13 protein-coding genes are annotated in these 12,336 nt (G+C 75.6%); 4 read left to right on the top strand and 9 right to left on the bottom strand.

Annotated features, from left to right (window positions below):
* Positions 1 to 24: 24 nt before the first annotated feature.
* Entirely contained in the window at positions 25 to 1,023 is a 999-nt protein-coding gene (locus ACIQPQ_RS25810) for a TAXI family TRAP transporter solute-binding subunit (protein WP_401307800.1), read from the bottom strand.
* A 110-nt stretch (positions 1,024 to 1,133) separates the two neighbouring features.
* Between ACIQPQ_RS25810 and ACIQPQ_RS25805 the strand changes: the two genes are divergently transcribed.
* Positions 1,134 to 1,604 carry a MazG nucleotide pyrophosphohydrolase domain-containing protein gene (locus ACIQPQ_RS25805; protein ID WP_401307797.1) on the top strand — a complete coding sequence of 157 codons (471 nt, stop codon included), beginning with the start codon at positions 1,134 to 1,136 and terminating at the stop codon, positions 1,602 to 1,604.
* 170 nt (positions 1,605 to 1,774) lie between these two features.
* On the opposite strand, the gene ACIQPQ_RS25800 is transcribed toward ACIQPQ_RS25805, so the two are convergent.
* Both ACIQPQ_RS25800 and ACIQPQ_RS25795 read right to left on the bottom strand, forming a co-directional pair.
* Complete coding sequence (locus tag ACIQPQ_RS25800) at positions 1,775 to 3,007, bottom strand: cation:proton antiporter (protein ID WP_401307794.1); 1,233 nt, start codon at positions 3,005 to 3,007, stop codon at positions 1,775 to 1,777.
* A gap of 4 nt (positions 3,008 to 3,011) precedes the next feature.
* Positions 3,012 to 3,497: a cation:proton antiporter regulatory subunit gene (locus ACIQPQ_RS25795; protein ID WP_383771653.1), complete on the bottom strand. Its 486-nt coding sequence runs from the start codon at positions 3,495 to 3,497 to the stop codon at positions 3,012 to 3,014.
* Positions 3,498 to 3,835: 338 nt separating this feature from the next.
* Here ACIQPQ_RS25795 and ACIQPQ_RS25790 point away from each other — a divergent pair, with 338 nt between their 5' ends.
* The 3 genes from ACIQPQ_RS25790 to ACIQPQ_RS25780 all read left to right on the top strand — a co-directional run bounded on the left by ACIQPQ_RS25790 (position 3,836) and on the right by ACIQPQ_RS25780 (position 6,908).
* On the top strand, positions 3,836 to 4,930 hold the full coding sequence (locus ACIQPQ_RS25790) for a histidine kinase (RefSeq protein ID WP_401307790.1): 1,095 nt from the start codon (positions 3,836 to 3,838) through the stop codon (positions 4,928 to 4,930).
* Complete coding sequence (locus tag ACIQPQ_RS25785; protein WP_383771657.1) at positions 4,927 to 5,598, top strand: response regulator; 672 nt, start codon at positions 4,927 to 4,929, stop codon at positions 5,596 to 5,598. The genes ACIQPQ_RS25790 and ACIQPQ_RS25785 overlap by 4 nt, the downstream gene beginning before the upstream one ends.
* Before the next feature lie 104 nt (positions 5,599 to 5,702).
* Entirely contained in the window at positions 5,703 to 6,908 is a 1,206-nt protein-coding gene (locus tag ACIQPQ_RS25780) for a CaiB/BaiF CoA transferase family protein (RefSeq protein ID WP_401307787.1), read from the top strand.
* Between the two features lie 54 nt (positions 6,909 to 6,962).
* Here ACIQPQ_RS25780 and ACIQPQ_RS25775 read toward each other — a convergent pair whose 3' ends face one another.
* The 6 genes from ACIQPQ_RS25775 to ACIQPQ_RS25750 form a co-directional block, all read right to left on the bottom strand.
* Positions 6,963 to 7,553 carry a hypothetical protein gene (locus tag ACIQPQ_RS25775; protein ID WP_401307784.1) on the bottom strand — a complete coding sequence of 197 codons (591 nt, stop codon included), beginning with the start codon at positions 7,551 to 7,553 and terminating at the stop codon, positions 6,963 to 6,965.
* Complete coding sequence (locus ACIQPQ_RS25770; protein ID WP_401307781.1) at positions 7,553 to 8,755, bottom strand: DUF6286 domain-containing Asp23/Gls24 family envelope stress response protein; 1,203 nt, start codon at positions 8,753 to 8,755, stop codon at positions 7,553 to 7,555. The genes ACIQPQ_RS25775 and ACIQPQ_RS25770 overlap by 1 nt, the downstream gene beginning before the upstream one ends.
* Positions 8,752 to 8,940: a hypothetical protein gene (locus ACIQPQ_RS25765; RefSeq protein ID WP_401307949.1), complete on the bottom strand. Its 189-nt coding sequence runs from the start codon at positions 8,938 to 8,940 to the stop codon at positions 8,752 to 8,754. The genes ACIQPQ_RS25770 and ACIQPQ_RS25765 overlap by 4 nt, the downstream gene beginning before the upstream one ends.
* 61 nt (positions 8,941 to 9,001) lie before the next feature.
* The gene (locus ACIQPQ_RS25760; RefSeq protein ID WP_401307779.1) at positions 9,002 to 9,532 is read right to left on the bottom strand and encodes an Asp23/Gls24 family envelope stress response protein; all 531 of its coding nucleotides are present in this window, start codon (positions 9,530 to 9,532) and stop codon (positions 9,002 to 9,004) included.
* Positions 9,533 to 9,798: 266 nt separating this feature from the next.
* Complete coding sequence (locus tag ACIQPQ_RS25755; RefSeq protein ID WP_383771667.1) at positions 9,799 to 10,461, bottom strand: fasciclin domain-containing protein; 663 nt, start codon at positions 10,459 to 10,461, stop codon at positions 9,799 to 9,801.
* Between the two features lie 125 nt (positions 10,462 to 10,586).
* Positions 10,587 to 12,263 (bottom strand): molybdopterin-dependent oxidoreductase, encoded by a 1,677-nt coding sequence (locus ACIQPQ_RS25750; protein ID WP_401307939.1) that lies wholly within the window; start codon positions 12,261 to 12,263, stop codon positions 10,587 to 10,589.
* Positions 12,264 to 12,336 lie beyond the last annotated feature (73 nt).

Here is a 12,336-nt window from a genome sequence, read left to right as displayed (position 1 = left end):
GCTTCGTCTCGCTCGTCGCGGGGGCTACGGCTTGACGGAACGGTAGTAGCGGCGGGCGCCCTCGTGCAGCGCGAGCGGGTCGGTGTAGATCGCCGTCCGCAGGTCCACCAGCTGCGCGGAGTGGACGTGGCGGCCGATGCCGTCCCGGCTCTTGATGACGGTGCGGGTCAGCCACTCGGTGAGCCGCGGGTCCAGGTCCGTCCTGGTCACCAGCAGGTTGGACACCGCGATGGTCGGGACCGACGAGCCGTTCTGGATGGTCGGGTAGGCCGACTCGGGCATGTTGGTGGCCCGGTAGAAGCCGGTGGCGTCGTCCTGCTCGTGCATCCGGGCGACCAGCGCGGCGTCGATCGGCACGAACCGGAAGGTCGACCCGTCGGCCAGTCGCCGCAGGCCCGCCGTGGGCACCCCGCCGGACCAGAAGAAGGCGTCGATGCCACCCTCGCGCAACTGCTCGGGCCCGGTGTCGATGCCCTCGGAGACGGCGTCGATGTCCCGCGCCGGATCCAGCCCCGCGGCCCGCAGCACCCGCTCGGCTATCAGCCGGACGCCCGAGCGGGGCAGCCCGGTGGCGACGGTCCGGCCCTTGAGGTCGGCGACCGACCGCACGGGCGAGTCGCGCGGCACGACGAGCTGCACGTAGTCGTCGTAGAGCCGGGCGATACCGCGCAGCCTGGTGGCCGAGCCGGGGTTCTCCCGCTCGTACGTCTCCACCGCGTCCGCCGCGGCGATGGTGACGTCGGCCTCGCCGTTCGCCACCCGCGCCACGTTCTCCTGGGACCCGTTGCTGGTGGTGAGGTTGACGTCCAGCTCGGGCATGTCCTCGGCCAGCGCGGTGCGCAGACGGCTGCCGTACTCGTAGTAGACGCCGCTCGTGGTGCCGGTGCTGAACGTGATCATCCCCTTCGGCGGGGCCTCGCCCAGGGGCAGCAGCCACCACAGCAGCAGCCCGAGCGCGACGGCGCCCGCGACCGTGCCCTGGAGGGCGCGGCGCCTGCCGATACGGGGGATCACCGGGGACATGCGGGCGATCCTGCCAGCTGAGGCGGCGCCCTGGCCAGGACGCGGCTCACACCCGCGGGCGGCACCCCCGGCCGGGCCGGGGCCCGTGGGGCCGTCGCTACAGTCGGGGCATGAGTTCCTCGCCCGCCGACCTGGTCCGCGCGTTCCACCTCGCCTTCGGCCTCGACGCCCGCAGCACCCCCACCGAGGTGCCGCCGCCGCTCGCCGCCCACCGCGGCGAACTCCTCGCCGAGGAGGCCGCCGAGGTGGCCGAGGTCGCGGTCCACGGCCCGCTGGACCGGCTCGCCCACGAACTGGCCGACGTCGTCTACGTCGCGTACGGCACCGCCCTGATCCACGGCATCGACCTCGACGCGGTCCTCGCCGAGATCCACCGCTCCAACATGACCAAGCTGGGCCCCGACGGACAGGTCGCCCGCCGCGCCGACGGCAAGGTCCTCAAGGGCGAGCACTACGAGGCACCGGACGTGGCGGCGGTGCTGCGACGGCAGGGCTGGCAAGGGGGCGGCGGGGCGCGGGAGGCGCAGGGCGCTCGGGTGTCCGGAGGGGACGGGCAGGCGGCGGAGGGCGCCGGGGTCTGACACCCGGCGGGCCCGTCGGGGCTGACCGGGACGGGTGTCGGCGGGGCGGCCCGCCGAGGACCCCGGGCGCGTGGTCCGGGTACGCCGGGGCGTGTGCCCCGTACGCCCGCCGCCCGGTGCGGCGGGGCTCGCCGGGCCGCACCCGGACGGCGGCGGCCCGGCGGCGGGGTTCAGTCGCCGACCGACGACCCCTCGCGCGGCTTCGGCGCGGGCTCCTCCGGCATCCGCCGCACCGCGCGCGCTCCGCGCCACCGCGTCCAGCGGGTCGCCAGCGGCTCCGTGTAGCGGGCGGTCAGCGGACCGAGGACGACCAGGATCAGGACGTACGCCGTGGCCAGCGGGCCCAGCGACGGCTCGATGCCGGCCGTGACGGCGAGGCCCGCGATCACGATCGAGAACTCGCCGCGCGCCACCAGCGCGCCGCCCGTGCGCCAGCGGCCCTTGACGGAGATGCCCGCCCGGCGGGCCGCCCAGTAGCCGGTGGCGATCTTCGTCCCGGCGGTGACGACGGCCAGCGCGAGCGCGGGCAGCAGCACCGGCGGGATGCTCGCCGGATCGGTGTGCAGGCCGAAGAAGACGAAGAACACGGCCGCGAACAGGTCCCGCAGCGGGCTCAGCAGCGTGTGCGCGCCCTCCGCGACCTCCCCCGACAGCGCGATGCCGACGAGGAACGCGCCGACCGCCGCCGACACCTGGAGCTGCTGCGCCACACCCGCGACCAGGATCGTCAGACCGAGCACCACCAGCAGCAGCTTCTCCGGGTCGTCGCTGGAGACGAAACGGGAGATGAGCCGGCCGTAGCGCACGGCCGCGAAGAGCACGAGGCCCGCGACGCCCAGCGCGATCGCCAGCGTCATGCTGCCCGCCGCGAGGCCGACCCCGGCCACCAGCGCGGTGATGATCGGCAGGTACACCGCCATCGCCAGGTCCTCCAGGACCAGCACGCTGAGGATGACCGGTGTCTCCCGGTTGCCGACCCGGCCCAGGTCGCCCAGCACCTTGGCGATCACCCCGGACGACGAGATCCAGGTGACGCCCGCCAGCACGACGGCCGCGACCGGCCCCCAGCCCAGCAGCAGCGCTGCCGCCGCCCCCGGCAGGGCGTTCAGCGCGAAGTCGACGACGCCGGACGGGTAGTGGGCCTTGAGGTTGGAGACGAGATCGCTCGCCGTGTACTCCAGGCCGAGCATCAGCAGCAGCAGGATGACGCCGATCTCGGCGCCGATGGCCACGAACTCCTCGCTCGCGCCGAGCGGGAGCAGCCCGCCCTCGCCGAAGGCCAGACCGGCGAGGAGGTACAGCGGGATGGGCGAGAACTGGAACCGGGCGGCGAACCGGCCGAGCAGCCCCAGGCCCAGGATGATGGAGCCGAACTCGATGAGCAGGACAGCGGAGGAGTGCACCCGGTCACTCCCGACCGAGTATCGCCGCGGCCGCGTCCACGCCCTCGCGGGTGCCGATCACGATCAGGACGTCCCCGCCCGCCAGCCGGAAGTCCGGTGTCGGCGACGGGATCGCCTCCGCCCGCCGCAGCACCGCCACGATCGACGCCCCCGTCTCGGTGCGCATCCGGGTGTCGCCGAGGACCCGCCCGTTCCAGCGCGACGTCCCGGTCACCTCCACCCGCTCCGCGACGAGCCCCAGATCGGTCGTGTAGAGCAGGCTCGCGCTGTGGTGGGACGGCTTCAGCGCGTCGATCAGCGCCCCCGCCTCGGCGCCCGACAGGCGCAGCGACTGGGCGCAGGAGTCCGGGTCGTCGGCGTTGTACAGGTTGACCGTGCGGGCGCCGTCGCGGTGCGCCACCACCGACACATGACGCTGCTCGCGGGTCACTAGGTCGTACTGGACACCGATGCCTGGCAGCGGTGTCGTCCGGAGGCGTGCAGCGGACACGTGGTCTTCCCCTGTCGGTTCGTGGGTCCCGGCGGTCACCGGCGGCCGGTGGGCCGACCGGTGGGCCGGCCGGCCTGCGGTCGGCCGCGGGCCGGTCCCTCCGGCCGTCGATCACCCATGCGTCAGGCCGCCATGCTGCCATCTCCCCGTACGGTGACGACATGGGTGTCATGACGGATGGACAGCGGCCGGGCGCGGCGGAGAGGCTGGTCACGGCGGTGCCATGGACACGGAAGGGATCTCCTGGGGAGCCGGGGGAGTCCGGGGCGTCGGCACGCGGACACGACCCGGGCACCGGCCCGCGGTCCGGGGGAGCACCGAAGGGAGAACGCGCGCACGTGTCGCTGTTCTGGCGGATCTTCGCCCTGAACGCCCTCGGCCTGGTCATCGCGGCCGCGCTGCTGCTGGGCCCGGTCACCGTCTCCACCCCCGTCCTGCCCGCCGAGGCGCTCACCGTCGTGATCGGCCTCGCCACCCTGCTCGCCGTCAACGCGGCCGTGCTGCGCGTCGGCCTCGCCCCCCTCGGACGGCTCAGCGGGGCCATGGCCGACGCCGACCTGCTGCACCCCGGCGCCCGCGCGGTCGTCTCCGGGCCCGCCGAGACCGCCGAGCTGATCCGCACGTACAACGCCATGCTCGACCGGCTGGAGGCCGAGCGCGCCACCAGCGCCGCCCGCGCCCTGTCCGCGCAGGAACGCGAACGCCACCGCATCGCCCGCGAGCTGCACGACGAGGTCGGCCAGACCCTCACCGCGGTCCTGCTCCAGCTCAAGCGGGTCGCCGACCGCGCCCCCGACGAGCTGCGCGGCGAGGTGGGGCAGGCGCAGGAGGCCACCCGCGCCGGGCTCGACGAGATCCGGCGCATCGCCCGCCGGCTGCGGCCCGGCGTGCTCGACGAACTCGGCCTGCTCAGCGCCCTGCGCTCCCTCGCCGCCGAGTTCACCACCCACGGCCTGACCGTCCGCACCGAACTGCGGACCGGGCTGCCCCCGCTGACCGAGGAGACGGAACTGGTGCTCTACCGCGTGGCCCAGGAAGCCCTGACCAACACCGCCCGGCACTCCGGCGCCGACCGCGCCGAGCTGCGGCTGCGCCCGGTGACCGGCGGCGTCGAACTCCTCGTACGGGACAACGGCCGCGGCCCCGGACCGGCCGCCGTCGAGGGCGCGGGGGTCAGCGGGATGCGGGAGCGGGCCCTGCTGATCGGCGCCACGTTCAGCATCGCCGCCGGGCTGGGCGGCGGGACGGTGGTGCGGCTGCGGACGGGCGCGGGAGGCGGCGGTGGCGGTGGCGTGGCGGGGACGCACGGTCCGGGGGGTGCGGCGGAGGCGCCCGGCGCTGTTCCGGCTTCCGGTGCGGTGCGGGCCTCCGGTGCGGGGGCTCCCGGCGCGGGGGACGCGCCGGGGTCCGCCGGGTCCGGGGACGCCCGATGAGCGGCCCGGCCGCGCCGACCCGTGTGCTGCTCGCCGACGATCACACCCTGGTGCGCCGCGGGGTGCGGCTCATCCTGGACGGCGAACCGGACCTGACCGTCGTCGCCGAGGCGGGCGACGGGGCGGAGGCCGTCGAGCGGGCCCGCGAGGGGGACATCGACCTGGCCGTGCTGGACGTGGCGATGCCCCGGATGACCGGCCTCCAGGCCGCCCGCGAACTCTCCCGCCGCCTGCCCGACCTGCGCATCCTCATCCTCACCATGTACGACAACGAGCAGTACTTCTTCGAGGCCCTCAAGGCGGGCGCGGGCGGCTACGTCCTGAAGTCGGTCGCCGACCGCGACCTCGTCGAGGCCTGCCGTGCCGCCGTCCGCGACGAACCGTTCATCTACCCCGGCGCCGAACGCGCCCTGGTCCGCTCCTACCTGGACCGTCTGCACAGCGGGACCGAGGTCGACGGGCTGCCCGACCGGCCCATCACCGAACGCGAGGAGGAGATCCTGAAACTCGTCGCGGAGGGCCACACCTCCAAGGAGATCGGCACCCTCCTCTTCATCAGCGCCAAGACGGTGGAACGGCACCGCGCCAACCTCCTCCACAAACTCGGCATGCGCGACCGCCTCGAACTCACCCGCTACGCCATCCGCGCGGGCCTCATCGACCCCTGAGACCTCCGGAACCCTGAGATCCTCGGACCCCCCGCACTCCCGACCCCGAGATCTGCGAGCCCCGAGACCCGCGAGACCCGAGCCGCGTCCCATCGGAGGACCCGTTGACCCAGCCCCCGGCGCCCGCGCCGCGCCCGCTCGACGGCATCACCGTGGTCAGCGTCGAGCAGGCGGTCGCCGCGCCCTTCGCCACCCGGCAGCTCGCCGACCTCGGCGCCCGCGTGATCAAGGTGGAGCGGCCGGGCGGCGGCGACTTCGCCCGCCGGTACGACACGACCGTGCACGGCGAGTCCAGCTACTTCGTGTGGCTCAACCGCTCCAAGGAGTCCGTCACCCTCGACCTCAAGGCGCCCGCCGCCCGCCGGGTCCTCGACCAGCTCCTCGCCGGGGCCGACGTGTTCGTGCAGAACCTGGCCCCCGGCGCCGCCGCCCGCCTCGGCCTGGACGCCCCCGCCCTCGCCGACCGCTTCCCCACCCTCGTCCCCTGCACGATCTCCGGCTACGGCACCACCGGCCCCTGGGCCGACCGCAAGGCGTACGACCTGCTCGTGCAGTGCCAGACCGGCCTGGTCTCCCTCACCGGCGACGCGCACGGCCCGGCCCGCGCCGGGATCTCCGTCGCCGACATCGCCGCCGGGATGTACGCCTACTCCGGCGTCCTCACCGCCCTGTTCACCCGCGCCACCACGGGCGCCGTCCGGCCGGTGGAGGTCTCCCTCTTCGACGCGCTCGCCGAGTGGATGGGCCAGCCCGCCTACTACACCCGCTTCGGCGGCACCCAGCCCCCGCGCCTGGGCACCCAGCACGCCACCATCGCCCCCTACGGCACCTACACCGCCGCCGACGGCAAGGACGTGCTGCTGTCGGTGCAGAACGAACGGGAGTGGGCCGCGCTGTGCGAGCGGTTCCTGGACCGGCCGGACCTGGTCGCCGACCCCCGGTTCGCCACCGGGCCCGACCGGGTGGCCCGGCGTGCCGAGCTGAACGCGATCCTCGCCGCCCGCTTCGCCGCCCTCGACGCCTCCGCCGCCATGCGGCTGCTGGACGCGGCGGGCATCGCCAACGCGGGCGTCAACGACGTGACCGACTTCCTCGACCACCCCGTCCTGGCCGCCCGCGACCGCTGGCGCGACGTCCGGCTGCCCGGCGGGGAGGCGGTGCCCGCGCTGGTGCCCCCGGCCGGCCTCGCCGGGGTCGAGGCCCGCATGGACGCCGTGCCCGCCCCCGGCGAGCACACCGACGCCGTCCTCACCGAGCTGGGCTACGGCCCCGCCGACATCGCGGACCTGCGGGCGGCCGGGGCCGTCTGACGACCGGGGCCGCCCGCGGGAGAGGGCTCGGCGCAGGGCACTCGGCGCAGGGGCTCAGCGCACGTGGGGTGCCCGGTGGGACCGGGTGGTGAAACGGACGCGGGTGTCCACGGTGTACGGGGCGAGGGCGCCCTCGGTGCGGGCGGCGAGCGCGGTGAGGCGGGGCAGGACGGCGCCGGGCGCGGTGGCCGGGTCGAGCCGGACCCGCAGCGTCACCCGCACCCGCCGTCGCCGGGCGGTCACCCGCGTACGGCAGTGGTCGACGCCGTCGATCGCGGCCGCGTGCCCGTTCACCGCGTCCTCCAGGGCCCGGCCGCGCAGCGAACTCCCCGCCACCGGCAGCGGAAGGCGGGCGCGGGCCCCGCTGCGGGCCTGCCGCAGACACCAGACCGCGCACAGGACGGCCGCCGTGACCGACGCCGCCAGCACGACGGGCGTCCACCAGCTCTCGGCGCGCACCGCCGTCAGGTCGTCCCGGTCGAGGAACGTGGCGTCGGGGCCGGGCACCGGCCATCCGGCGGGCAGGCGGTCCGCGAGCCCGGACCGGGCGAAGGCGAGCCAGCCGCCAACCAGGAGGAGACCCAGGCCGGTCACGGCGAGCACGGTCCGGTTCACGGCCGTACGCACACTCCGCGCACCGCGCATCACTTCGCTCCTTCCAGCGCGTCGACCGCCGGTTGCGACGGGCCACCCGGCCCGCCCGGCTCGCCCTGCTCCTTCGGTCCGGTGGGTCCGTCCGTCCCGGCCGTCCGGTCCGTTCGGTCGGGCTGGGCCGGGACCGTGTCGCCGCCGTGCTCCGGGGCGGCGGGGTCGCGGGCCGGGTGGGAGCGGAGCACGACGCGCAGCCGCATGGCCCGCCGCAGCCCGCACGCCGCCAGTGCCTCCCGCGCGACCGTCTCGGCCGCGCCCCGCGCCACCGTGAGGTCCCCGAAGGCGACCTCGGCCCGGACGGCGACCCGGCGCCGCCCGGCCCGTACCCGTACCGCCCCGACACCCGGTACGTCGCTCACCGCGTCCCGGACGAGGGCCGCGACGGCGGACCGGTCGACGGTCGCGCGCAGCCGGGGACCCGGCGAGGTGAGCGTCAGCAGCCGCCGGTGGCCCGGCGTGACCGCCAGCACGACCATCAGCAGGCCGAGCGCCAGACACCCGGCGCCGATCCACGGGCCCGCCGTGTGACCGGGGCCCAGCCGGGAGGCGAGGTCCACCGCCTCCGTCCGCCAAGGCGCGGGTGCGCGGTGGGCGGCGTGCACCAGGACCAGGTCCGTGGCCGGCGCCCCGCAGCCGAGCGCGGCGGCCAGGGCGAGCAGGGCGACGGGCACGCGCCGCTGGGACCAGCGGCGCAGCGGCGTACGGGGGGTGGGGGGCGTGCCGGGGAGGGCGTCGGCGCTCTCGGCCTCCACCGCCGGGTCCGGGCGCGCCGGTCCGTCCTCCGACCCGGCCGTCCGGACCGGGTCCAGCGCCGTCACCGCGAGGCGCGGCGGCGGGGTGTCCAGGCCGGTCAACTGCCGGGTGCGGGCGGCCACATGCTCCTGGACCGTCCGGGCCGCGTCCGGCAGCGGCGCCGGGAACGGCAGCGTGACCTGGAGGCCGACGTCCGCGCGGCGCCCCCGGACGGCCGCCGCGCTCCCGGTGGCGTGCGCCGCCGCACCGGGCAGCGCCTCGGAGACGGCCCGCTCGGCGATCCGCCGCACCGCCCGCTCCGAGACGGTCGTCCGCCCCCGCTCGGCCGGGACGGTCGTACGCCCGCGCCCCGACGGGACGGTCGTACGGTCCCGTTCGGCCGGGACGGGCGCGTGGTCCCCGTCGGACGGGAGCGTCGTCGTCCGCTCCGGGGGCGCCGTCACCGCCGGCTCCGGTCGTAGGCGTCGCGCAGGTCCTGGACCCGGCCGCCGCCGTCGAACCAGCGGCCCGCCGCCCAGCCCAGCGCGCCGAGGGCGGCCACGAGGAGGAACGCGCCGAACCCCCCAAAGTACCCGGCGAAGGCCAGCGCCATCCCGGCGACCATCCCGATGAACGGCCCGCTCACCATGTCCCGTCTCCCCTCTGGTGTCCCGACGTGTGCCCGGTCCGGCTGTCCCGTCCGGTGCCGGTCACTCCACCCGGGTGTCGGCGGGGGCCGCGTCCGCGTCGTCCTCCGGGAGGTGGACGTCGTTGATGGTGACGTTGACCTCGACGACCTCCAGGCCGGTGATGCGCTCGACGGCCGCGATCACGTTCTCCCGCACGTCACGGGCCACGTCCGCGATGGCCACGCCGTACTCCACGACCAGTTCGAGATCGATGGCCGTCTGCCGCTCGCCCACCTCGACCTTGACGCCGCGTCCGACGTTCGGCCGGCCGCCGGGCACCCGGTCGCGGACCGCGCCGAGGGTGCGGGACAGCCCGCCGCCCATGGCGTGCACGCCCGGGATCTCACGGGCCGCGATGCCCGCGACCTTCACCACGACGACGTCCGCGATGGACGTCTTCCCCCGGTCGGCGGCGGGCTGGTCGGCGCCCGTGGCACCGCCGGAGACGGCCGTCGTGGTCTGCGGGGACCGGCCGGACTGCGGGACGGACAGGGACTTGGTCGCCGGAACCGCCGACGTGCTCTGCGCGGCCTGCGGGGTCTGCGTCGTCATGGTGCGTCCTCTCGTACGTCGTCAGTTGCTCTCACTCCGTCAGACCCGCCCCGGCGACGCCTGTGACGCGCTTTTCAGAGGAATCTCCGGCGGATCGCGTCCTGTCCCGGTTCTCCTCCCCGTCCGCCCCGCCCTCGCTGTCGCCTGCCCGCACACGCGGACCGCCGGACGCTCCTCCCCCCGGAGGAACGCCCGGCGGTGACCGGGGTGACCGACGCGCGCCGTCGGCCCGCAGGCAGCGGGCCGTTCACGTCGGTCCGCGCGCGTCAGCTCGCGGGCATCAGCACGGTGTCGACGATGTAGACGTTCGCGTTGGCGGTCTTGACGTTGCCGCAGACGACCTTGGAGTCCTTGTTGACGGTGTAGGACTCGCCCGAACCGGCGGTCGTCAGCTTGGTCTTCTCCAGCGTGTCGAAGGAGCCGTTCGTCAGGTCCGCGGGCGCCAGCTTCTGACCGACGACGTGGTACGTGAGGATCTTCGTCAGCATGGCCTTGTCGGCGAGGACCTTGTCCAGGTCGGCCTTCGGGATCTTGGCGAAGGCGTCGTTGGTCGGCGCGAACACGGTGATGTTCTGGGCGTTGTTGAGCGTGTCGACCAGACCGGCCTTCTGCACGGCCGTCACCAGCGTGGAGAGCGCCGGGTTGTTGGAGGCGGCGGTGGCCACCGGGTCCTTGGCCATGCCGTCGAACGAGCCCGCGCCGTCCTTCGGCACGCCCGCACAGGCCGGGCCGAACGGCGCGTCCGCCGCCGCGGCGTCGCCGTCGGAACCGGCCATCGCGTCGTCCGTGGGCGTCGCGGCGGCCGACGTCTTCGCCGAGTCCGACTTGGCGGAGTCACCGCTGTCGTCGGAGGAGCAGGCGCTCAGCGCCAGCGGCAGCACGGCGGCGGCGGAGACGGCCAGGGCGAGACGGCGCATACGGGTGTTCATGGGGTTCTCCTTGATTGTGTTCTAAGGGGTGTTGCTCGGAGGCGGTACTGCTCGTGAGCGGTGCCGCTCCCTGGGGGCGCGGTCGGGGCCGCGCCGGGGAGGAGGTCCGGGGGTGCGGAGGCGGGTCAGTCGACGGTGACCACCACCGAGTGCCGTCCGCTGGCACCGTCGGGCACGGTGCGGGTGCGCTGCTCCGTCTGCACCTCTCCGGTGCGGTCGGTGGCGCGCACGGTCAGGGTGTGGCCGCCCCGCTCGGCCTGCCAGGCGAAGGACCACTGACGCCAGGTGTCCCGTGAGTCCTCGGCCGCGAGCCGGGCCGCCTGCCAGGGCCCGTCGTCCACCCGGACCTCGACCTTGTCGATGCCCCGGTGCTGGGCCCAGGCGACCCCGGCGACCATCACGGCCCCCGCCTTCGGCCGGGCGAACGGCTTGGGCGTGTCGATGCGGGACTGCGTCTTGATCGGCGCCCGCCGCGCCCACGTCCGCTTCACCCAGTAGGCGTCGTAGGAGTCGAACGTGGTCAGCTCGATGTCCTTGATCCACTTGCAGGCGGAGACGTAGCCGTAGAGGCCGGGCACCACCATGCGGACCGGGAAACCGTGCGCGAAGGGGAGCGGTTCGCCGTTCATGCCGACGGCGAGCAGCGCGTCGCGGCCGTCCATGACGTCCTCGACCGGGCTGCCGATCGTCATCCCGTCCACCGACCGCGCCACCAGCTGGTCGGCCGGTCCGCCCTCGGACGGCGGCCGGACCCCGCACTCGGCCAGCAGGTCGGCGAGGCGTACGCCGAGCCAGCGGGCGTTGCCGACGTACGGGCCGCCGACCTCGTTGGACACGCAGGTCAGCGTGATGTCCCGCTCGACGAGCTCGCGGCGGAGCAGGTCCTCGAACGACAGGGTGACCGGGCGGGTCACCCCGCGCCCGTGGAGGCGCAGCCGCCAGCGGGTGGCGTCCACCTTCGGCACCACCAGCGCGGTGTCGACGCGGTAGAAGCGGTCGTTCGGCGTGGTGAAGGGGCTGATGCCCGGCACCCGCAGCGCCGTCCCCGCCGGGACGGCGGCGGCGGGGGAGCCCGGCGCGGGCAGTACGACGGCCCGGCGGGAGGCGACGGCGTCCTCGCCGCGCGCCCCGTTCAGCGCCCGGCCCAGCGCGCCCGCCCCGGCGGAGGCGGCGGACACGGCGAGCGCGGCGAGGACGAAACCGCGGCGATCGGGGCCACTGTCCTCGGCGGCACCACCGTCCTCGGCGGCACTGGCAGCACTGGCGGTACCGGCAGCACCGGCGGCAGGGGTGGCGCGGGGTTCGCCGGGCTCGGCGGAGTCGTCGGTCGTACCGGGCTCGGTGGCGGCACGGCGGGCGTCGGACCCGTCAGGCGTACCGGCCGGCTCCGCCGGTCCGGCGGGCTCGCCGTCCCCGTCCGGCGCGGTGGCTCGGTCCGGCCGACGGGGCACGAGCCTGCCGGTCAGCAGGAACAGCACCCCGGCCCCGCCGAGCGCGCCCACCACGGAGGGCAGCGCGTCCGGCAGGCCCGTCGCGTCGGGACGGCTCAGCGCCGCCGCCGCGCCGACCACGCCGAACACCAGAATTCCCGCGGCCCCCGCCCGCCGGAACCGCACGGCCAGAAAACCGAGGGCGAGGGCGAAAAGCACCAGCACCGCGAGAATTCCGAGCTGGAGAACGAGTTTGTCGTTCGTGCCGAAATTCCGGATCGCCCAGTCCTTCACGGGCGCGGGCGTCCGGTCGATCGCCGCCCCGCCGACCGCCACGACCGGCGAGGCCTGCGGACGCACCCCCGCCGACACCAGCTCCGCGACCGCGAGGGCCGCGCACCCGGCGAGAACTCCGCTGAGCGCGCCCAGGGCGCCGAGCACGGCG

This window comes from Streptomyces sp. NPDC091281 (genome assembly GCF_044757425.1).
Lineage (GTDB): Bacteria > Actinomycetota > Actinomycetes > Streptomycetales > Streptomycetaceae > Streptomyces.
This window is presented reverse-complemented; position numbering and strand designations above follow the sequence as displayed.